Source organism: Ruegeria sp. YTSC002 (genome assembly GCF_059609845.1).
Genome location: NZ_JBXWML010000010.1, coordinates 1 through 18,915, shown reverse-complemented (window position 1 = coordinate 18,915; position 18,915 = coordinate 1). Strand labels below are relative to the sequence as shown.

Genomic DNA, 18,915 nt, shown 5'->3' with positions numbered 1-18,915 from the left:
TAAATGAAATGACGAGCGGTTTTTTTCAGGGAATTGAAAAAGTCCAATTTGAAGGCGAGGACAGCAAGAACCCGCTCGCGTTCCGTCACTACAACCCGGACGAGATCATCTTGGGCAAGCGCATGGAGGATCACCTGCGGTTTGCCGTGGCGTGGTGGCATTCCTTCGCGTGGGAGGGTGGAGATCCGTTTGGCGGCCCCACTTTCGAGCGCCCTTGGCACCCACAAGATGATATGGGCCGCGCCAAGATGAAGGCCGATATCGCGTTCGAGATGTTCCAGATTCTGGGACAGCCCTATTTCTGCTGGCATGATGCCGATATCCGCCCCGAGCAGGGGAACTTTGCCGACAATCTACGCACTCTGAACGAGATCGCCGACTATATCGGTGAAAAGATGCAGGCGTCCGGTACCAAGCTGCTGTGGGGCACGGCCAATATGTTCAGCCATCGTCGCTGGATGGGAGGGGCCAGCACGAACCCTGACCCGGATGTCTTTGCCTTTGCCGCCGCCACGGTGAAATCCTGCATGGATGCCACTCACAAGCTGGGGGGCGAAAACTATGTGCTTTGGGGCGGGCGTGAAGGGTACGAGACGTTGCTCAACACCGATATGAAAACCGAACTGGATCACATGGGCCGGTTCCTGAACATGGTGGTCGAGTACAAGCACAAGATCGGATTCAAGGGCGCGATCCTTGTCGAACCCAAGCCGCAGGAGCCATCGAAACATCAATATGATTTCGACGCCGCCACCTGCATCGGTTTCCTGCGCAAATATGGGCTTGAGGATGAGGTCAAGCTGAACCTTGAACAGGGGCACGCGATCCTGGCAGGTCACAGCTTCGAACACGAAATCGCTGTGGCTGCGGCCGAGGGGATGCTGGGATCCATCGACATGAACCGGAACGACTATCAGTCAGGATGGGATACGGATCAGTTCCCCAACAACACGCCCGAGGTTGCGTTGGCCTATTACCACATCCTGAAAGCGGGCGGGTTCACAACCGGCGGCACCAATTTCGATGCCAAGCTGCGCAGGCAGTCGATTGATGCCGAAGAGCTGATCGCCGCGCATGTGGGCGGTATGGATATCTGTGCCCGGGGCCTGAAAGCAGCGGCAGCGATGATGGAAGATGGCGGACTGGAACAGGCGCTGGCTGATCGGTACGCGGGCTGGAATACGCCCGAGGCGCAGGCGATGCTGACCTCTGGTCTTGACGAGATCACCGCACGGGTTCTGGCCGAGGATCTCAATCCAAAACCGCGCTCGGGGCGTCAGGAAATCCTCGAGAACTACGTGAACCGTTTTGTCTGATCCCTGTGGGTTACGCCGGTCCGTAAAATAACTTGTGTACAATGCCCCGGAAACGCGTGAGTTTGCTTCAGCGTTGGCCGGGGTTTTTCCTGGCCGAGCGCAACGGAATCAGAGGCCCGTCCGGGTCGAACAGGTGGGGCGAACTGGGTTTTGGCGGATCGATCGGCAGGCAAAGCGGTGTTTTTGAGCGGCAGCCTGATGCTGCATGTGACCCGCATGTCGCTGACCACCAGCATTGGCCTGATGGCCATTTTTGCCGTCGACTTTGTCGATATGATCTTCATCTCGATGTTGGGCAAAGACGCCCTTGCGGCGGCAGTGGGCTATGCCGGTACGCTGCTGTTTTTCACCAACGCGATCAATATCGGATTGTCGATTTCGGCCGGGGCGCTGGTTGCGCGCGAACTCGGGGCCGGGCGGGCTGAACAGGCAAGGCATTACGCGTCCAGCGTGGCCGTTATCGGGCTGATTGCCGGGCTGATGACATCGGGCCTGGTCTTGTTGAATCTCAGTTACCTGCTGTCCTTGCTTGGCGCAGAAGGTGAGGTTCTGAGGCTGGCGACGCGATATGTGTCTATCATCCTTCCCACCATGTGCGTGATGTCGATTGCGATGGCGGCAATGGCGGTGCTGCGCGCCCACGGCGATGCGCGACGGTCGATGATGGCAACGATTTATGGCGGTGTGGTGAATGCTGTTCTGGATCCGATTTTGATCTTTGCTGTCGGGTTGGGGCTGGACGGGGCCGCGATAGCCTCGGTCCTGGCGCGGCTGTGCATGTTGGGGGCGGCATTGTGGCCCGCGCTGCGGGTGCATCGGGGATTTGCACGCCCTTCACTGAAGCAAGTGGGACAGGATTTGCGCCCCGTGCGGGCAATAGCAATTCCAGCTGTTCTGACGAATGTCGCCACGCCGATCGGGAATGCCATCGTGGTGCGGGAGATCGCGCAATATGGTACGGATGCGGTTGCGGGCATGGCTGTGATTGGGCGTCTGTTGCCAGTGGCGTTTTCGGTCATCTTCGCGCTGTCTGGCGCGATAGGGCCAATCATCGGGCAGAATTTCGGGGCCGAAAAGTTCGATCGCGTGCGTGCTGCCTTTTTGGCTGGAATCAAGTTTACGGCCATTTATGTACTTTGCATGTCGGCCATTTTGTTTTTGCTGCGCGCACCGATTGCGGACCTGTTCGCAGCCGAGGGCGAAACCCGAAGTCTGATATATCTGTTTTGTGGCCCGCTGGCATTGGCTTCGTTCTTCAATGGTGTGATTTTCGTGACCAATGCCAGCTTCAACAACTTGGGGCACCCGGTGTATTCCACATGGATAAACTGGGGTCGCCACACAATTGGAACATGGGTTTTCGCAACGATTGGTTCACAGATCGCCGGAGCTTCCGGCGTTCTGCTGGGTCAGGCTTTCGGAGGCGTCATCTTTGCAGGTGTTGGATGGGTTCTGGTCGCGCGGGTTGTGGCACGGTTGGAGCGCTCACAAGCGCTGGAGCCTTTTTCCGATCAAGGTCGACTCCATTCACTGTTCGGGCGTCGCGGATGGTGATCAGGTCGGATCAGTTCCCCTGATTGCGCGCTTCCAGCCGTTCCAGGTTGACCACGGTCGACAGCATCAGGCGATCATGGCTCCAATCCTGTGTTTGCTGGATCGAAGCAGACCCCAATGCAAGAAGGGTGGCGAAGGTCAATGCCATCCCCAGAAACAGAGCGGGCAGGGTGGGCACCGTCGGTTGCGCATCGGTCAATGCAAGCACGCGCTGGCGCAGCACACGCTTGGCCTTGCCGCCCGTCACAAAGGCAACATTCAGAACGCGGGGATTGTTAACCGAGATCGTACGTGCGCAATAATCCAGTAGGCACGCGGTATACTCGCGCGCATCGATCCGTTTGCGGGCCACCACGGACTGGTCGCATGCCAGTTCACGCAAGCGGCCGAACTGATACTTGAGCATCAGATAGGCAGGGTTCCAGAACAACAGCGGGCGCAGCATTTCAAAGCCCAGTTCCCATTCCACGTCACCGGCCCGAACATGCTGAAGCTCGTGCGCCAACGCAAAGCGCAGTTCGTGCGGGGTATCCAGCAGGTGGCTTGGCAGAACGACATGGCGACGGCGCAATCCGCGCACGGCGAACGGTACGGTGATGCGATCAGAAAGACGGATGTCAACCTTGGCCGACTGCCGCCAAAGAAAGCTGGACTTGACTGTCTGGCGGATCATCATCGCATCCCGCAGCGCGCGGGCCGCAAACACCGCTGCGACCATAACAAGCAGGGTTGCAAGGGCAGTGATCACCGGCTGTTGCCCTGACAATGCAAGATCAACCCACCTTTCGCGGGTATTCAACAGGGCCTCGAACTGCGTGGCAGGCATGGCGATTTCGCCGCGCAGATAGGCGGCAACGGCGATGTCACCAAGCGCCATGGCGCTGCCCGGCCATGCGTAAGAGGCGAATGATGACACGCCGAACGCAAGAAACGGGCTGATCAGTACGCAAACGCACAGCGCCTTGAGCGCACGCAACTGCGCGACATAGCTGTGGCGCAGGGCTGTTCGGGTCAGGGCTGCGCGGGCCGCCAGCCAGATGACGGCTGACAAGGCCAGCACGATGTTGAGTTCGATAAACGTGTCGAGAACCGGTCTAACCGCTGTCATTTTGCAGTCTCCTTTCTACCAGCGCTCGAATTTCCTCAAGATCGGCTTCGCTCAGCCCCGCATCATCGACAAGCCGGGCCACCAATGTGGCGGGTGTATCGTCGAACAGAGTGCGGGACAGGTTTTGCAGAGAACGGGCCTGATATCTGTCCTTTTCCAGAAGTGGCGTATAGATCAGGGTCTTTCCTGTCTTGCGGCTTTCCACAAAACCCTTCTCGTCCAGAATACGCAGGATCGTGGCGCCGGATGTGTAGGCCAGATTGCGTTCCGAAGGCAGGCGGTCAAGGACATCGCGCACCGAGCCTTGCCCGAGGGCCCAGAGCTCGTTCATGAACTCCAGTTCAACCTCGGTCAGCAGATTTGTTGTCTTTTTCTTTCGCATCGATCTCGGTGTTGTCATGTTTAGTATGCCTGACAGACAAGCATCCTTTCGCGATTTCTCAAAGTCTAAACTTTCCAGAACACAAAAACGCCCCAGCCGATAGACAGGAAAAGAGGTATCCAGACCGGTTGCCCGACAAGACCCAGCCAGGCGAGGAAGATATAGGCGGACCCCAGAAGGGTGATGAAAAGCCGGTCGCCCAATGTGGTTGTCAGCCCCAATACGCCGCGCCGTTCTATCCCGTCGCGATACTTGAAGCCCTCAAGAACGCCTATCACAGCGATGGCCGAAAAGATTCCGATGAATACGGCCAGTGTCGCCGGGGTCCAGGCCATCCAGAAATCGGGCCACAGTGGGGCCGTCCAGGAAAAGCCTTTTTCCTCTGGCTGGCCGACGCTGCCCCATCCGGCCTGCTGGGCAAAAGTGGTGGAAGGCAGGAAAAAGAGGGTGAGAAGAAGTTTGCGCATATCGAACCTCACACACGTCCCATCGCGAAACCACGCGCGATGTAGTTGCGGACAAACCAGATGACGATGGCGCCGGGGATGATGGTCAGGGTGCCAGCGGCGGCCAGCAGGCCCAATTCGTACCCCGCGCTGGATGCGGTGCGGGTCATCACGGCGGCGATGGGTTTGGCCTCGACCGCGGTCAGGGTCTTGGCCAGCAGCATTTCCACCCACGAGAACATGAAGCAGAAGAAGGCCGCGACGCCGACACCGGCTTTGATATTGGGCAGGAAGATCGTCACGAAGAAACGCGGGAAGGAATAGCCGTCGACATAGGCGGTTTCATCCAGCTCCTTCGGAATTCCCCGCATGAAGCCTTCCAGAATCCAAACTGCCAGCGGCACGTTGAACAGTGTGTGGGCTAGCGCCACGGCCAGATACGTGTCGAACAGACCGATGGAAGAGTAGAGCTGAAAGAATGGCAGCGCAAATACCGCAGCCGGAGCCATCCGGTTGGTCAGCAGCCAGAAAAACAGCTGTTTGTCACCTAGGAACCTGTAGCGAGAGAACGCATAGGCAGCAGGCAGAGCGACACAAACCGAAAGTACCGTGTTCAACGTCACATAGGTGATCGAGTTGATATAGCCCCAATACCACGTCGGATCGGTGAAGATGGTGATGTAATTCTCCAGCGTAAAGGTCTGCGGGAACAGGGAAAAGCCCGACAGGATCTCGTTCGTTGTCTTGAAGGACATCGCCACCAGCCAATAGATCGGCAGCATCAGGAACGCGATATAGAGGATCGGGATAAGAGACCGCTTCTTCATTGCGCGTCATCCTTTGTCATCAGAGTGTAGAAGAGCCATGAGACCAGCAGCGTGATGGCGAAGTAGATCAGGCTCATCGCCGCCGCAGGGCCAAGGTCGAACTGTCCCAGCGCGATCTTCACCAGGTCGATCGACAGCAGGGTGGTCGAGTTGCCGGGGCCGCCCCCGGTCAGTACGAAAGGCTCGGTGTAAATGTTGAAACTGTCCATGAACCGCAGCAGAACCGCGATGGTCAGAACCGTTTTCATCTTGGGCAGCTGGATGTACCGAAAGACCGACCATGGGCTTGCGCCGTCGATCTTGGCCGCCTGATAGTAGGCATCCGGGATCGACACGAGGCCCGCGTAGCACAGCAACACGACCAGCGACGTCCAGTGCCAGACATCCATGACGATGACGGTGATCCAGGCCGAAAGCGGCTGTTGCGTCATGTCATAGTTGATGCCCAGAACGTCATTCAGGAAATATCCCAACAGACCGATCTGGGGCAGGGTAAAGATGTTCCACATCGACCCAACGACGTTCCACGGGATCAGCATCGGCAGGGCCATCAGCACCAGGCAGACCGGAACCCAGAAACCTTTGCGCGGCATCGACAGGGCAACGATGATGCCAAGCGGCACCTCGATGATCAGGATCAGGAAGGTAAACAGGAACTGTCGGCCAAGTGCGGCTTGAAACCGGTCCGACCGCAGGATCTGTTCGAACCAACCCAGGCCTTCCCAGAAAAACTGGTTGTTGCCAAAGGTTTCCTGCACCGAATAGTTGACCACCGTCATCATCGGCACCAGCGCGTTGAACGCGACCAGTGCCAGGACCGGAAGGACGAAGAACCACGCCTTTTGGTTTTCTGTTCTCATTGGGCCCGCTCCTCGGTTGCGATCCAGCCGTCCCGATAGACGCGGGATTGTTCGGGTTTGAATTGAAGGAAAACCTGTGATCCGGGTTCGGGCACGCTGTGTTCGGTCACGGCCTTGAGAGCGGTATTGCCGACCATCGCGCTGACCACAAAGTGGCGACCGATGTCGGAAACCTTGGTCACATGCGCCGGGATGCCGGTCTCGCCAAATCCCACATATTCCGGGCGAATACCCAGATCGGTGCGGCCGCCATCACCGTGAATGGGACCTTCCAGTATGACTTCGTGCCCTTCGAACAGGGCGCGGTCGCCGCGCGCCTCGCAGGGCAGAACATTCATGCCGGGCGAGCCGATGAAATGGCCAACGAACGTGTGCTGCGGGCGCTCGAACAGTTCGACCGGCGTTCCGATCTGCACAACTTCGCCTTCCTGCATCACAACCACCTCGTCGGCGAAGGTCAGGGCCTCGGTCTGGTCGTGGGTGACATAGATCATCGTCGCCTTGACGCGCTGGTGCAGTTCTTTCAGCTTGGACCGCAGCTTCCATTTCAGATGCGGGTCGATCACGGTCAGGGGTTCATCGAACATCACCGCGTTCACGTCGTCGCGGACCAGACCGCGACCCATCGAGATCTTCTGCTTGTTGTCGGGGCTGAGGCCGCTGGCACGGGTGTTCAGCATGTCGGTGACATCCAGCATCTCGGCAATCTCGTCGACGCGGCGCTTGATCGTCGCCGGATCGACGCCGCGGTTCTTCAGCGGAAAAGCCAGGTTTTCGCCCACGGTCATCGTGTCGTAGATCACCGGAAACTGGAACACCTGTGCGATGTTGCGCTGATCGGGGGGCAGGGCGGTCACGTCACGGTCACCGAACAGGATCTGCCCCTCGGACGGGGTCAGCAGGCCCGAGATGATGTTGAGCAGCGTGGACTTGCCGCAGCCCGACGGCCCCAACAGCGCATAGGCCCCGCCATCACGCCAGGTCACGTCGATTTCCTTCAGCGCATAGTCCTCGGGGCCTTTTGGCGACGGCATGTAGCTGTGGCGGAGGTTCGAAAGTTTGATCTGTGCCATGTCAGGCCACCCTTTTGCCGTCTTGGCCGAAATACCGGCAATGGGCCGGGTTCATGAAGAATGTGTGATCCTCGCCCACCTGATAGGGATGGACACCGGCGGCCAGCGACACCCAGGCGTCCTCGCCATGCTGGAAATGCGCGCTGGAATCCGAGCCCGAAAGCTCGGTCACGATCACGCGGCCGGTCAGTTCCACGTCCGCGTCAGACGTACGGAACGGCGTCACACGATGCGGCCGCACCGCGACCATGTAATCTCCGTCGGCCATGTCGGTGACGGCCCAGCCACCTCCACCGGCCAGTTGCGCCTGCGCAGCGGAAACGGTGATGCGTGCGACATTGATCGGGGGGTCTGAAAAGACCCGCGCGGCGGCGATGTTCTCGGGGTTGCGATAGATGTCAGCGGTTGGCCCGAACTGGGTCACGCGGCCATCTTCCATCAGGGCGGTGTAGCCGCCCAGCAGCAGCGCCTCTTCGGGCTCGGACGTGGCATAGACCACCACGGCCCCGCGCCCGGCGAACAGCTCGGGCAGTTGCTCGCGCAATTCCTCGCGCAGCTTGTAGTCCAGGTTGGCCAGCGGTTCGTCCAGGAATACCGCGCGGCTGTCCTTGGCGATGGCACGCGCCAGCGCGGTACGCTGCTGTTGGCCACCCGACAGCTCGTGCGGGCGGCGGTGCAGCATCGGGCGCAGTTGCAGCAGGTCGGCGGCCTCTTCCACGCGGCCCTCGATCTCGGACTGCGCCATGCCTGCCACGCGCAGGGGCGAGGCGATGTTGTCGAATACGGTCATATGTGGGTAGTTCACGAAGAACTGGTGCACGAGGCTGATTTTCCGCTTCTGCGTGTTCAGCCGTGTGACGTCCTGCCCATCCATCAGGACCTTGCCCGAGGCGATCGGGTCCAGCCCGGCCATCATCTTGATCAGAGAGGTCTTGCCCGAGCCCGTCGCGCCCAGCAGCACGTTGAAGTGGCCTGTTTGAAGGGTCAGGTTTGTGGGCTTGATATGGATGACGTTGCCGACCCTTTTGGTCGCGTCTTGAAGTTCGATCATGTCCGTGGGTTCCGGTCCTTCAGTGCAATGCACTGGTCTTGAAGTGGGGGTGCCTGATGCGGCACCCCCTGGGTTTCAACGGCTTACTGAGACTGCCAGCGCTGAACCAGTTCGTCATAGTTGACGGTCTGGCCTTGCGGCTTTTCGTTCTCGAGCTTGGCCTTGGGCGAACCCGGCTTTTCCAGCCAGAAAGACGGGTCCTGCGGCTCGTTCAGGCGTGGACCACAGCCGCCGTAGACACCGGCGCTTTCATCCGCGGCCTGCATACGGGCCATGGTGATGTCCATCTCTTCGGCCAGACGGTCCATCGCCTCTTGCGGGGTGAAGGCGCCCGAGTTCACGTCACCGATCTGCTGCCACCAGATCTGGGCCAGCTTCGGATAGTCCGGCACGTTGATGCCGGTCGGCGACCATGCCACACGATCAGGCGAGCGATAGAACTCGACCAGACCACCCAGCTTGGGTGCGCGTTCGGTGAACGACTCGTGGTTGACCGAGCTGTCGCGGATGAAGGTCAGACCCACATGGGACTTCTTCACGTCGACAGTTTTGGAGGTCACGAACTGGGCATAAAGCCAGGCTGCCTGAGCACGATCCGCAGGGGTCGATTTCAGGAAGGTCCAGGAACCCACGTCCTGATACCCAACCTTCTGGCCTTCTTCCCAGTAGGGGCCGTGCGGGCTGGGCGCCATCCGCCACAGCGGCGTGCCTTCGTCATCCACGGTGTTGTTGCCTTCGGACTTCGGCTTCACCATGTCGGCAGTGAAGGCTGTGTACCAGAAGATCTGCTGGGCCACGTTACCCTGGCTCAGTGCCGGCAGCGACTGGTAGAAGTCATAAGACGCGGCACCCGGAGGCGCATAGGCCCGCAGCCATTCGTCCCATTTCCGGATCGCATAGACCGCAGCCGGACCGTTTGCAGCACCACCACGCGACACCGAAGCGCCAACAGGGTTGCAGGTGCCCGCTTCCATGCGGATGCCCCATTCGTCGACAGGCACACCGTTGGGTTCGCCCTTGTCGCCGGCACCGGCCATCGACAGCCAGGCATCGGTCATGCGCCAACCGAGGTCGGGCGCGCGCTTGCCGTAATCCATGTGCCCGTAGATCGTGGTGCCATCGATTTCTTTCACGTCATTGGTGAAGAACTCGGCGATGTCCTCATATGCGGACCAGTTGACCGGGACACCCAGATCATAGCCGTATTTTTCCTTGAACGCGGCTTTGTTGGCCTCATCATCGAACCAGTCCTTGCGGAACCAGTAAAGGTTCGCAAACTGCTGGTCGGGCAGCTGATACAGCTTGCCGTCCGGGCCGGTGGTGAACTGAATGCCCATGAAGTCATCCAGATCCAGCGTCGGCGAAGTTGTCGCCGCCCAGTCACCGTTCATCATGTCCGTCAGCGCATAGGCGAGCTGCAAACGCGAATGGGTGCCGATCAGGTCACTGTCGTTGACATAGCCGTCATACAGGTTCCGACCCGTTTGCATCTGGGTCTGAACGGCCTGAACCACTTCACCTTCACCCAGAATCTGGTGGTTGACCTTGATACCGGTGATTTCCTCGAACGCCTTGGTCAGCACCTCGGATTCGTAGGAATGTGTCGGGATACCTTCGGACAGGACGTTGATTTCCATACCTGCGTAAGGCTGTGCAGCTTCGATGAACCACTGCATCTCGGCCATCTGTTCGTCTTTCGACAATGTCGATGGCTGGAATTCGTCGTCGATCCAACGTTGTGCTGCGGCTTCGTCGGCCCAAGCAGGACCGTGCCCCGCAATGACGGCAGCCGCCGCCACTGCGGAAAGTAGATGTCTCCGCATCTGTCTCCTCCCAAAAATTATGGTTCTCCGGCAGAAACCGGATGCCGGACAGCATCAGCGATTTCTTGCGTATGTGTCAAACTAAAAATTTAGTAATTGACGTTCAGGCATCCCGAAAGAGGGGGGCTGAACTCATTTGCCAATTTTTGAATTCGCTGTAAGCTGGCATTGTTAATACAAAAATTACCGCTGAACCGTGCAGCGCGAATTACGAAAAACGACTTGGAACAGTGAGGATAAGCAATGTCCCGAAGTCTGTTGAAGTACACGCGTGTTCTGGAAATCGTCGGGGACACAATCAAGGTTCGAGTGCCAATCGGGGGCACTCGTGAACCGACTGTCCGGTTCAACGACCTCGCTGTGATCGAGACGGTGGATGGCCGAAAATCACTGGCCCAGACGATCTTCATCGACCGGGATGTCGTCACGTTGCAGGTGTTTTCCGGCACCAAGGGCATATCGACCGAAGCAACGGCGACCTTCCTCGGTCACCCGATGCAGACACCTTATTCGGACAATATTCTGGGCCGCGTCTTTGATGGCGCCGGTGTGGCAATAGATGGAGGTCCCGACCTGTCTGCGGAACCGCATATCGATATTGGCGGACCGACCGTCAATCCGGCGGAACGCGCGGTTCCAAACAGAATGATCCGCACGGATGTGCCGATGATCGACGTGTTCAACACATTGGTCGAGAGCCAGAAAATCCCGATCTTCTCGGTTTCAGGAGAGCCATTCAACGCGTTCCTCAGCCGAATCGGTATCCAGGCAGACGCAGATATCGTGGTCTTTGGCGGGCTGGGATTGATTTTTGACGACTACCACACGTTTCGCACCTCGTTCGAAGATGCGGGCGTGTTTTCGCGCACCGTCATGTTCGTCAACCAGGCGATGGATCCTTTGGTCGAACGTCTGCTGGTGCCGGACATGGCGCTGGCGGTGGCCGAGAAGTTTGCTGTGGAAGAGGGCAAGCGCGTGCTGGTCCTGCTGACCGACATGACCGCCTATGCTGACGCGATGAAAGAGGTTGGCATCAGTCAGGAGAGGGTGCCATCTCAGCGCGGCTATATGGGGGACCTGTATTCGCAGCTTGCGCGCCGATACGAGAAGGCCTGTGACTATGCCAAAGGCGGGTCGGTCACGGTTCTGACCGTCACGACCATGCCCGGAAATGACGTAACCCACCCGGTGCCTGATAACACCGGCTATATCACCGAAGGGCAGTTCTATCTGCATTCCGGTGTGATCGATCCGTTCGGCAGCCTGTCGCGCCTCAAGCAGAACGTGATCGGCAAGACCACTCGCGAAGATCACGGGCAGATCATGAACACGATGATCCGTTTCTATTCTGAAAGCCGCGATGCCGCGCAGAAACAGGCGATGGCCTTCGACCTGTCAGACTATGATCACCAGTTGCTGAAATTCGGCGGCCTGTTCCGGTCTCGGTTCTTGGACATCAATGTTTCGATCCCGCTGGAAGAGGCGCTGGATCTGGGTTGGAAGACTCTGGCAGAGTGCTTTGCGCCTGAACAGTTGCTGATGAAGCAGGCACTGATCGACAAGTATTTCCCGAAGGATGCCAATGGCGCGGTTGCAGCTGAATAAATCGTCGCTTGCACGCGAACAGACACAGCTGAAAAGCTATGAGCGGTTCCTGCCGTCGCTGGACCTGAAGCGGCAACAGTTGATGGCTGAACGGGCCCGGGCCCGGGAAGAGGTCGACCGTCTTGAGCAAAAGGTGCAGGCACTGGTGCAACAGGTTGGTGAAAGGCTTCCGATGCTGGCCCAGCAGGGTGTCGTTCTGGATGGGCTGGTCACGCTCAGGGACTACAAGGTCAAAGAGGTCAATGTGGTGGGGGTCAAACTGCCTGACCTTGATCGGATCGATGTGGTGGTGCGCCCGTATTCCGTTTTGGCCAAGCCCCATTGGGTCGATGCTGCTGCGCTTTTGCTGCACGACGTTATCGAAGCGCGGGTGCGGGTGAAAATTGCCGAAGAACGGGTTCGCATCTTCGAAAGGGCGGTGGCCACCATTACCCAGCGGGTCAACTTGTTCGAAAAGGTTCTGATCCCGCGCGCCAAGGCCAACATCAAAAAAATCCGCATCTACCTGAGCGACGAACAGATGCAGGCTGTCGTGCGGTCAAAGATCTCGAAACGCAAGCACGCGCAGGAAGCTGTGACATGAGCGTTGCGCGTTTGAAAAAGATGTCCCTGATAGGGCCGGCTGCAAAAAAGGCGGACACGCTTGAGGCGCTTCAGACCCTTGGCTGCATGCATGTTTTGCCGCTTGTACCGCCGCCAAACGAACCGGAAAAGATCAGCGATCGAGGTGCAAGAGATGCGTATAAGGCGTTGCGTTTCCTTGCAGAAGTGCCTGAACCACGCCGTCAGATCAAGCGCGCCCCGGATTTCGACATGGACCGTTTCGTGCGCGAGGTGACCGACCTCATGCAGCGCATTCGGGATACGATGGACCGGCGTGACTTTCTGGCCCATCGCATCGCCCAGGTGCGACCCTGGGGTGATTTGGATTTCCCGCCGACCGATGCGCTGGCTGGCAACAGGCTGTGGTTCTATCAGCTGCCGCTGAAGCACCGGGATGCCCTGTCCGAGGTCAGATTCCCATGGGCAATATTGGCGGAAGACCACCGGTACCTGTATGCCGTTCTGATTTCACCTGACGAACCCGATGATGGCGTTCTTCCTGTTCCGCGAACGCATGTTGGCTCGCTGCCTGTGCACGAGCTTGAGGCCCAGTTGGAAGAGGCCGAGATCGCCCTCGAGGCGTTGGAAGCCGAACGCGTTGCGCTGACGCGCTATCTGACATTGATGCGCCGGAACCTGTCCGTCGCTGAAAGTGCCGCTGAGCTTGCCCATGCAACGCAGAAAGTGCGCGACGAAGAGGCAGTGTTTGCTTTGCAGGGGTGGGTTCCCGTGGATCAGGTGGAGACTGTTCTTGCCATGGCAAACGCCAAGGGCTCGGCCGTCCTGATTGAAGATCCGGGGCCGGGCGACACGCCCCCGACCTTGCTGGAGCAGCCTGAAAATCGCAGGGCCGCTGTCGATCTGGCGCTGTTCTATCAGGTGCCAGGATATCAGGACTGGGACCCCAGCGTCATCGTCTCGGCGTCCTTCGCGATCTTCTTTGCCATGATCGTGGCGGATGCCGGGTACGGTGCTGTCATCCTGCTGGCTGTGCTGGCCTTTTGGAGACGGATGGATGGCACGGCAGGTCAAAGATCCTGGCGTCTGTTCGGTCTGATCATCTCGGCTGTTACGATGTTTTACGGCGTCATGGTGGGCAGCTATTTTGGGGTATCACCGGCTGCCGGCTCGATTTGGGCAAGGCTCAAGGTGCTGGATTTGAACGATTTCGGCGCGATGATGATGGTCTCGATCGTCGTTGGCGTTATACACCTTGTCCTGGCCAACGCACTTGCGGCCCGCGCGGCGTGGGGGCAACGCAAGGCGGTTGCCAATCTGGGCTGGATTGCGGCCCTGATCGGCGGGTTTGTCCTTTGGCTCGGCTACATGAACGGCAAATCGCCGGTGCCGGGCGCGGCTATTCTGACCGCCGGCATCGTGGCGATTGTGCTGTTTTCCAGCGAGCGGGTCATCCAGAGGCCGATGGACTGGATCTGGCGTTTGATCGAAGGGTTTCAAAGCCTTGCCGGGGCGATGGGCGCGTTTGGGGATGTTCTCAGCTATATGCGCCTTTTTGCGCTGGGCCTTGCTTCGGCCTCGCTGGCGATCACGTTCAATGATCTGGCGGTGTCGGTCATGCAGGCCCTTAAGGGGCCGGGCATTCTGTTTGGGTTGCTGATCCTGATCATAGGTCATGTTTTGAACTTCGCGCTCGCGATGATGAGCGGCGTCGTGCACGGTTTGCGTCTCAATTACATCGAATTCTTTAAATGGGGTCTGCCGGATGAAGGCATCATCTTTCGTCCGTTTGCCCGCAAGGAGGTTCAGGAATGAATGAGCTTGTTCTTACACTGGGTTGGCTGGGTATTTATGCGCCAATGGCATTGGGGGCTGCGGCCAGCGCCATAGGGTGTTCGATCGCCGGGATGGCCAGTATCGGGGCCATGACGGAAACCGAGGGCGGCTATGGCCGTTTCGTGGGTGTATCCGCGTTTCCCTCAACGATGGTCATCTATGGGATCGTCATCATGTTTACCCTGAACCGCGACGTGACGCCTGAAAACGCGGGCGGTCTGTTCGGCATCGGCATCCTGTCGGGCATTGCGCTGATGTATTGCGGCATCTGGCAGGGTCGGGCCTGTGCGGCTGCGATCAACGCGACCAAGGAAAAGCCCGAGATTTTTGGCCTTGCCCTGGCCCCCGCCGCAATCATCGAAGGGTTTGGTGTTTTTGCCTTCGTGTTTGCACTGGTCATTAGTGCGGGGATCAGCTGATGGCACAGAACGGAACGATTTCGCACGGCGTGGATGCCCTGATCGACAAATTGCGCAACGATGGGGTTGCCGCAGGTCAGGCCGAAGCCGAAAAGCTGCGCGCAGAAGCAAAAGCCGAAGCCGCGCGCATCGTGGCAGAGGCAAAGCGCGAAGCCGAGGAGTTGAAAAAGAAAGCCCGCACAGAGACCGACAGTTACAGGGCTGCCGGGGAAGAAGCATTGAACACGGCGATGCGGGATGCCGTGCTGACCATGAAGGCAGGTCTGACGGATCGCTTCAAGGCAGATGTCGAACGCCTTGTAACCAAAGAGATGTCCGATCCCGAGCTTCTCAGGCAGATGATCCTCGAGGTGGTAGGCCGGGCCGGGGCAGGTGCAAACCTGGACGGCAAGGTTTCCGTTATCCTGCCTGCCAGGGTCGCCACGCAGGAAGACATCAAGCAAAATGCCGATGACATTCAATCCGGCAAGCTGACGAAATATGTTCTTGGGCTGACCGCGAAGATGCTGCGCGAGAATGTCGAACTGCACGCAGCCGATGACGTGCAGGAAGGCATCCGAGTCCGCGCAGAAGATCAGGGTGTAGTTCTGGACCTGACGGATAAGGCGGTGGCGTCGCTGTTGATGGAGCATTTGCAGCCCCGGTTCCGCGCCGTGCTGGAAGGGGTCATCCGCTGAGATGTCAAAGCAGGACGCCTATATCGCGTTGATGTGCAGCCTTCCGGGTTCGGAACGGCTGTTCGTTGCCAGGCAGCCGCCCCTGTCACGTATCAGGCTGGACCGTCGATTGACGGCTTTGACACCGGAGGACAGCAAAGTTCTGAAGATCCTCGAGCATGCGTTGAGCTGGAGCGCCTACGACATGGATGTCACCGACGCTCAGGCGATCCAGCGCTGCAAACAAGCGATGCTGGACATCCCTCAGCCCACCTTGCGCAAGCTTTTCATGGAACGCATGGAACTGCGCTCGGCGGTCGCGGCATTGCGATTGAGAAAACGCGGAGAACCAGCGCCATCAGGCCCTTTCGGGGTCGGACGATGGAGCCGCCACATTCCCGCCAATTGGAGTGATCCCAGCTTTCGGCTGGAACGGCTCATGCCCTGGATCAAAGAGGCAACCCAATTGCTGGAAAACGAAGATCCGCTGGGTCTGGAACGTCTGCTTTTGTCGATAAGCCACAAGCAGCTCAAGCGGCACGCGGCTCGTCACATGTTCGATTTCGAGGCGGTCGCCATTTACGTTCTGATCTGGAACATCTTCGACCGCTGGGCGCAAAGCAGCGCTGCGGAAGCCGCCAAGAGATTTGAGAAACTGGCACAACAGGCCATGGCCGATTTCGCTGAAGTCGATTTTGAGGGAGCAAGCGCATGACAGCCCCAATCTCAGCCAAACACTCATCGACCGCACGTGTCGTCCTGGTTCAGGAAGGGCTTGTGCGGATACAAGCCAATTCGGACACGACCGGCCACCCCGGTCAACTGGTCAAAAACGAAGTGGTTTACATATTGCCTTCGCGTTCCGGCCCCGGTGGGCGTCAGGAAAGGCTCAAGGGCGAAGTGCTGCGCGTACGTGGGGATATGGCGGACGTTCAGGTCTATGAAAGCACTGATGGGGTGGCGGTTGACGACCCGGTGGAGCAATCAGGTCAGCTCTTGTCGGTAGAGCTTGGTCCGGGGCTGCTGGGGCAGGTGTTTGACGGGTTGCAATCGCCTTTGCCCAAGGTGGCCGCCGAATTTGGAACCTTCTTGCCGCGGGGCGCAGATGTTGCGCCCTTGGATGAACATGCGAAATGGTCCTTTACGCCGTCGGTGACGGTGGGCGATACGGTCACTGCCGGGGACAGCATCGGAACAGTACCCGAAGGCCATCTCAGCCACAAGATCATGCTGCCGTTCAACTGGACCGGCGCGTACAAGGTGGTCTGGGTGCAAAAAGGCGCGGCCACGATCCATGACATCGTGGCCCGTCTGGAAGACGAAGACGGTGGCGAGCATACGCTGACGCTTTCGCAGAAATGGCCGGTTCGGCGGCCACTGCCGGAAAATGTACTGAAGCGCGCGCTGTCCGAACGGTTGTATCCGACGGAACCGGTTCTGACGTCGCAACGACTGATCGACACGTTCTTTCCGATTGCGCGCGGCGGCACCGCCTGTATTCCCGGTCCGTTCGGAGCGGGCAAGACCGTGCTGCAAAACCTGATCGCACGGAACGCAAAGGTTGATATCGTGATCGTCGTGGCCTGCGGCGAACGTGCAGGTGAGGTGGTCGAGACCATCGAGGAATTTCCGAAAATGACCGACCCAACCACCGGCGGCAGCCTGATGGATCGGACGATCATCATCTGTAACACGTCATCCATGCCGGTTGCCGCGCGCGAGGCGTCGATCTTCACCGGCATTACGTTGGGCGAGTATTATCGCCAGATGGGCCACGATGTCTTGTTGATTGCCGACAGCACCAGCCGGTGGGCGCAAGCCATGCGCGAGACCTCTGGCAAGCTCGAGGAAATTCCGGGCGAAGAAGGGTTCCCGGCCTATCTGGAAAGCTCGATCAAGGGTTTGTACGAACGCGCCGGGGCGCTGAAAACGAATGATGGGGATCTTGGCAGCCTGACGCTGATCGGAACGGTTTCGCCTGCTGGCGGCAATTTTGACGAGCCGGTAACCCAGTCAACCTTGTCGACGGTCAAGTGTTTCCTCGGGTTGTCATCCGAACGCGCCTACAAGCGGTTCTATCCAGCGGTCGATCCGATGCTCAGCTGGTCCCGGTATGCTGACCAATTGTCCGACTGGTATGACAGGAACGCCGAGCCGGGGTGGACAGCCAAAGTGCGCACCCTTTTGGCCCTGATCGAAAAAGGCGAACAGGTCGATCAGATGATGCAGGTCACCGGGGAAGAGGGCGTCACAATTGACGACTTTGTAACCCAACAGAAAGCGTTGTTCGTCGATATGGTCTACTTGCAGCAGGACGCATTTGACACAGTCGATGCGACGGTGCCGCTTGAACGGCAGATAAAGACGTTCAAGCTTGTGTACGATGTGACGCAATCCAAGGCGGTCTTTGTCGACAAGACCGAGGTAAGGCAGGTGTTCACGCAACTGACCGGGCTGATTAAAAACTTTCACTACGCGGCAGAAAACACACCCGAATACAAATCCACCTGGCAAAAGATCGAAAACCTGTGCCGAGAAAAGCTTGGGGTCTGAGACAGGTCGCGCCGAATTGTTCCGGTGATCCCCGAAGGCTGGAAATACCGCGCGTTGCAGAGGTTGCACCGGCTTGTCGCATGCAGCGATCCATGCCCTTATGATGCGAAACCGAGTATTCGGAGCCGACAGTGAAGAAAAAAGCCCCAAACACCCATCGTGAACTGGAACTGCTTGACGCATTGCGGCGTCTGGGCGGGGCAGCGCGAAACTCTGATCTGGTGAATGTGCTGGGTGTGTCCGAAGAAACGGTGCGACGTACGATCAAGTCCTTGTCCAAGGCGGGCATGATCGAAGGCGTTCATGGCGGCGCCTACCTTGCCGGGGCACAAGGTGATCCCGGTTTCTTTCGCCGTATTTCGCAACATGCCGACGAAAAGCGTCTGATCGCTGTGCGTACGGTCAAAATGGTGTGGGATCACATGACGGTCTCCTGGATGTCGGCTCGACCACGGCCTTTGTCGCGGAGGAATTGCGCCGGGCCAACCGTCTGACGGTTGTCAGCAATTCCATCGGCGTTGTACTAGACATTGGCGGGGATCAACGGAAACCGTGTGCATTTGCTGGGCGGAGAACTGCAAAGCGATGAGCGGGGCACCTTCGGCCACGTCACCCAAAGGCAGTTGCAACGATATGCGTTTGATCTTGCGATCCTCAGCACGGATGCGATCTCGGACAGCAGGGGAACCTCATGCAGCGTGACATAAATCACGCGCTGGAAAAGACCAATCGTCAGATCAGAAGTCAAAGGCTGAAGATGCAGGAAAATGGTAGCCCGTAGGGGAATCGAACCCCTCTTTCCAGGTTGAAAACCTGGCGTCCTAACCGATAGACGAACGGGCCAC

19 protein-coding genes and 1 tRNA gene are annotated in these 18,915 nt (G+C 58.5%); 11 read left to right on the top strand and 9 right to left on the bottom strand.

The genetic code is table 11. The features are described 5' to 3' along the window. Window positions 1–8: 8 nt before the first annotated feature. Together xylA and AC2FFD_RS17025 are read left to right on the top strand one after the other, a co-directional pair. A complete protein-coding gene (gene xylA / locus AC2FFD_RS17030) occupies window positions 9–1,316 on the top strand; it encodes a xylose isomerase (protein ID WP_496873627.1) in 1,308 nt (435 codons plus the stop codon). 198 nt (window positions 1,317–1,514) lie between these two features. Beyond that, a complete protein-coding gene (locus AC2FFD_RS17025; RefSeq protein ID WP_170346647.1) occupies window positions 1,515–2,870 on the top strand; it encodes an MATE family efflux transporter in 1,356 nt (451 codons plus the stop codon). Window positions 2,871–2,880: 10 nt separating this feature from the next. Here the strand turns inward: AC2FFD_RS17025 and AC2FFD_RS17020 are convergent, their stop codons facing one another. The 8 genes from AC2FFD_RS17020 to AC2FFD_RS16985 form a co-directional block, all read right to left on the bottom strand. After that, window positions 2,881–3,978: a M56 family metallopeptidase gene (locus AC2FFD_RS17020; RefSeq protein WP_496873626.1), complete on the bottom strand. Its 1,098-nt coding sequence runs from the start codon at window positions 3,976–3,978 to the stop codon at window positions 2,881–2,883. Continuing rightward, complete coding sequence (locus AC2FFD_RS17015) at window positions 3,965–4,360, bottom strand: BlaI/MecI/CopY family transcriptional regulator (RefSeq protein WP_170346648.1); 396 nt, start codon at window positions 4,358–4,360, stop codon at window positions 3,965–3,967. Before AC2FFD_RS17015 ends, AC2FFD_RS17020 begins: the two co-directional genes overlap by 14 nt. Window positions 4,361–4,425: 65 nt before the next feature. Continuing rightward, window positions 4,426–4,827 (bottom strand): DUF2160 domain-containing protein, encoded by a 402-nt coding sequence (locus AC2FFD_RS17010; protein ID WP_496873625.1) that lies wholly within the window; start codon window positions 4,825–4,827, stop codon window positions 4,426–4,428. Window positions 4,828–4,835: 8 nt separating this feature from the next. Continuing rightward, window positions 4,836–5,633, bottom strand: a complete 798-nt coding sequence (locus AC2FFD_RS17005; protein WP_170346512.1) for a carbohydrate ABC transporter permease — start codon at window positions 5,631–5,633, stop codon at window positions 4,836–4,838. After that, window positions 5,630–6,493: a carbohydrate ABC transporter permease gene (locus AC2FFD_RS17000; protein ID WP_257600416.1), complete on the bottom strand. Its 864-nt coding sequence runs from the start codon at window positions 6,491–6,493 to the stop codon at window positions 5,630–5,632. The genes AC2FFD_RS17005 and AC2FFD_RS17000 overlap by 4 nt, the downstream gene beginning before the upstream one ends. Continuing rightward, window positions 6,490–7,566, bottom strand: a complete 1,077-nt coding sequence (locus AC2FFD_RS16995) for an ABC transporter ATP-binding protein (protein ID WP_480684665.1) — start codon at window positions 7,564–7,566, stop codon at window positions 6,490–6,492. Before AC2FFD_RS16995 ends, AC2FFD_RS17000 begins: the two co-directional genes overlap by 4 nt. A gap of 1 nt (window position 7,567) precedes the next feature. Further along, window positions 7,568–8,617: an ABC transporter ATP-binding protein gene (locus tag AC2FFD_RS16990; RefSeq protein ID WP_170346515.1), complete on the bottom strand. Its 1,050-nt coding sequence runs from the start codon at window positions 8,615–8,617 to the stop codon at window positions 7,568–7,570. 83 nt (window positions 8,618–8,700) lie between these two features. Next, window positions 8,701–10,440: an ABC transporter substrate-binding protein gene (locus tag AC2FFD_RS16985; RefSeq protein ID WP_170346516.1), complete on the bottom strand. Its 1,740-nt coding sequence runs from the start codon at window positions 10,438–10,440 to the stop codon at window positions 8,701–8,703. A 243-nt stretch (window positions 10,441–10,683) separates the two neighbouring features. Between AC2FFD_RS16985 and AC2FFD_RS16980 the strand changes: the two genes are divergently transcribed. From AC2FFD_RS16980 to AC2FFD_RS16940, 9 genes are all read left to right on the top strand, one after another. After that, the gene (locus AC2FFD_RS16980) at window positions 10,684–12,045 is read left to right on the top strand and encodes a V-type ATP synthase subunit B (protein WP_496873624.1); all 1,362 of its coding nucleotides are present in this window, start codon (window positions 10,684–10,686) and stop codon (window positions 12,043–12,045) included. Then, on the top strand, window positions 12,023–12,628 hold the full coding sequence (locus AC2FFD_RS16975) for a V-type ATP synthase subunit D (RefSeq protein WP_170346518.1): 606 nt from the start codon (window positions 12,023–12,025) through the stop codon (window positions 12,626–12,628). Before AC2FFD_RS16980 ends, AC2FFD_RS16975 begins: the two co-directional genes overlap by 23 nt. After that, window positions 12,625–14,421: a V-type ATP synthase subunit I gene (locus AC2FFD_RS16970; RefSeq protein ID WP_496873623.1), complete on the top strand. Its 1,797-nt coding sequence runs from the start codon at window positions 12,625–12,627 to the stop codon at window positions 14,419–14,421. Before AC2FFD_RS16975 ends, AC2FFD_RS16970 begins: the two co-directional genes overlap by 4 nt. Next, window positions 14,418–14,861, top strand: a complete 444-nt coding sequence (locus AC2FFD_RS16965) for an ATP synthase subunit C (RefSeq protein WP_152457528.1) — start codon at window positions 14,418–14,420, stop codon at window positions 14,859–14,861. The genes AC2FFD_RS16970 and AC2FFD_RS16965 overlap by 4 nt, the downstream gene beginning before the upstream one ends. Continuing rightward, complete coding sequence (locus AC2FFD_RS16960) at window positions 14,861–15,538, top strand: hypothetical protein (protein ID WP_496873622.1); 678 nt, start codon at window positions 14,861–14,863, stop codon at window positions 15,536–15,538. The genes AC2FFD_RS16965 and AC2FFD_RS16960 overlap by 1 nt, the downstream gene beginning before the upstream one ends. Before the next feature lies 1 nt (window position 15,539). Continuing rightward, complete coding sequence (locus tag AC2FFD_RS16955) at window positions 15,540–16,232, top strand: hypothetical protein (protein ID WP_257600421.1); 693 nt, start codon at window positions 15,540–15,542, stop codon at window positions 16,230–16,232. After that, complete coding sequence (locus tag AC2FFD_RS16950) at window positions 16,229–18,070, top strand: V-type ATP synthase subunit A (RefSeq protein ID WP_496873621.1); 1,842 nt, start codon at window positions 16,229–16,231, stop codon at window positions 18,068–18,070. The genes AC2FFD_RS16955 and AC2FFD_RS16950 overlap by 4 nt, the downstream gene beginning before the upstream one ends. A gap of 131 nt (window positions 18,071–18,201) precedes the next feature. After that, complete coding sequence (locus tag AC2FFD_RS16945) at window positions 18,202–18,564, top strand: DeoR family transcriptional regulator (RefSeq protein WP_496873620.1); 363 nt, start codon at window positions 18,202–18,204, stop codon at window positions 18,562–18,564. 60 nt (window positions 18,565–18,624) lie between these two features. Further along, window positions 18,625–18,777, top strand: a complete 153-nt coding sequence (locus AC2FFD_RS16940; protein WP_368040370.1) for a hypothetical protein — start codon at window positions 18,625–18,627, stop codon at window positions 18,775–18,777. Window positions 18,778–18,838: 61 nt separating this feature from the next. Here AC2FFD_RS16940 and AC2FFD_RS16935 read toward each other — a convergent pair. Then, window positions 18,839–18,913, bottom strand: a tRNA-Glu gene (locus tag AC2FFD_RS16935). Between the last annotated feature and the right edge of the window lie 2 nt (window positions 18,914–18,915).

What these genes read in the sequence shown, in the direction of transcription:
- AC2FFD_RS16990 (WP_170346515.1), bottom strand. Translation starts at nt 8,617, where the DNA reads ATGATCGAACTTCAAGACGCGACCAAAAGGGTCGGCAACGTCATCCAT.
- AC2FFD_RS16995 (WP_480684665.1), bottom strand. Translation starts at nt 7,566, where the DNA reads ATGGCACAGATCAAACTTTCGAACCTCCGCCACAGCTACATGCCGTCG.
- AC2FFD_RS17020 (WP_496873626.1), bottom strand. Translation starts at nt 3,978, where the DNA reads ATGACAGCGGTTAGACCGGTTCTCGACACGTTTATCGAACTCAACATC.
- AC2FFD_RS16980 (WP_496873624.1), top strand. Translation starts at nt 10,684, where the DNA reads ATGTCCCGAAGTCTGTTGAAGTACACGCGTGTTCTGGAAATCGTCGGG.
- AC2FFD_RS17015 (WP_170346648.1), bottom strand. Translation starts at nt 4,360, where the DNA reads ATGCGAAAGAAAAAGACAACAAATCTGCTGACCGAGGTTGAACTGGAG.
- AC2FFD_RS17010 (WP_496873625.1), bottom strand. Translation starts at nt 4,827, where the DNA reads ATGCGCAAACTTCTTCTCACCCTCTTTTTCCTGCCTTCCACCACTTTT.
- xylA (WP_496873627.1), top strand. Translation starts at nt 9, where the DNA reads ATGACGAGCGGTTTTTTTCAGGGAATTGAAAAAGTCCAATTTGAAGGC.
- AC2FFD_RS17005 (WP_170346512.1), bottom strand. Translation starts at nt 5,633, where the DNA reads ATGAAGAAGCGGTCTCTTATCCCGATCCTCTATATCGCGTTCCTGATG.
- AC2FFD_RS17025 (WP_170346647.1), top strand. Translation starts at nt 1,515, where the DNA reads ATGCTGCATGTGACCCGCATGTCGCTGACCACCAGCATTGGCCTGATG.
- AC2FFD_RS16950 (WP_496873621.1), top strand. Translation starts at nt 16,229, where the DNA reads ATGACAGCCCCAATCTCAGCCAAACACTCATCGACCGCACGTGTCGTC.
- AC2FFD_RS16970 (WP_496873623.1), top strand. Translation starts at nt 12,625, where the DNA reads ATGAGCGTTGCGCGTTTGAAAAAGATGTCCCTGATAGGGCCGGCTGCA.
- AC2FFD_RS16985 (WP_170346516.1), bottom strand. Translation starts at nt 10,440, where the DNA reads ATGCGGAGACATCTACTTTCCGCAGTGGCGGCGGCTGCCGTCATTGCG.
- AC2FFD_RS16960 (WP_496873622.1), top strand. Translation starts at nt 14,861, where the DNA reads ATGGCACAGAACGGAACGATTTCGCACGGCGTGGATGCCCTGATCGAC.
- AC2FFD_RS17000 (WP_257600416.1), bottom strand. Translation starts at nt 6,493, where the DNA reads ATGAGAACAGAAAACCAAAAGGCGTGGTTCTTCGTCCTTCCGGTCCTG.
- AC2FFD_RS16975 (WP_170346518.1), top strand. Translation starts at nt 12,023, where the DNA reads ATGGCGCGGTTGCAGCTGAATAAATCGTCGCTTGCACGCGAACAGACA.
- AC2FFD_RS16965 (WP_152457528.1), top strand. Translation starts at nt 14,418, where the DNA reads ATGAATGAGCTTGTTCTTACACTGGGTTGGCTGGGTATTTATGCGCCA.
- AC2FFD_RS16955 (WP_257600421.1), top strand. Translation starts at nt 15,540, where the DNA reads ATGTCAAAGCAGGACGCCTATATCGCGTTGATGTGCAGCCTTCCGGGT.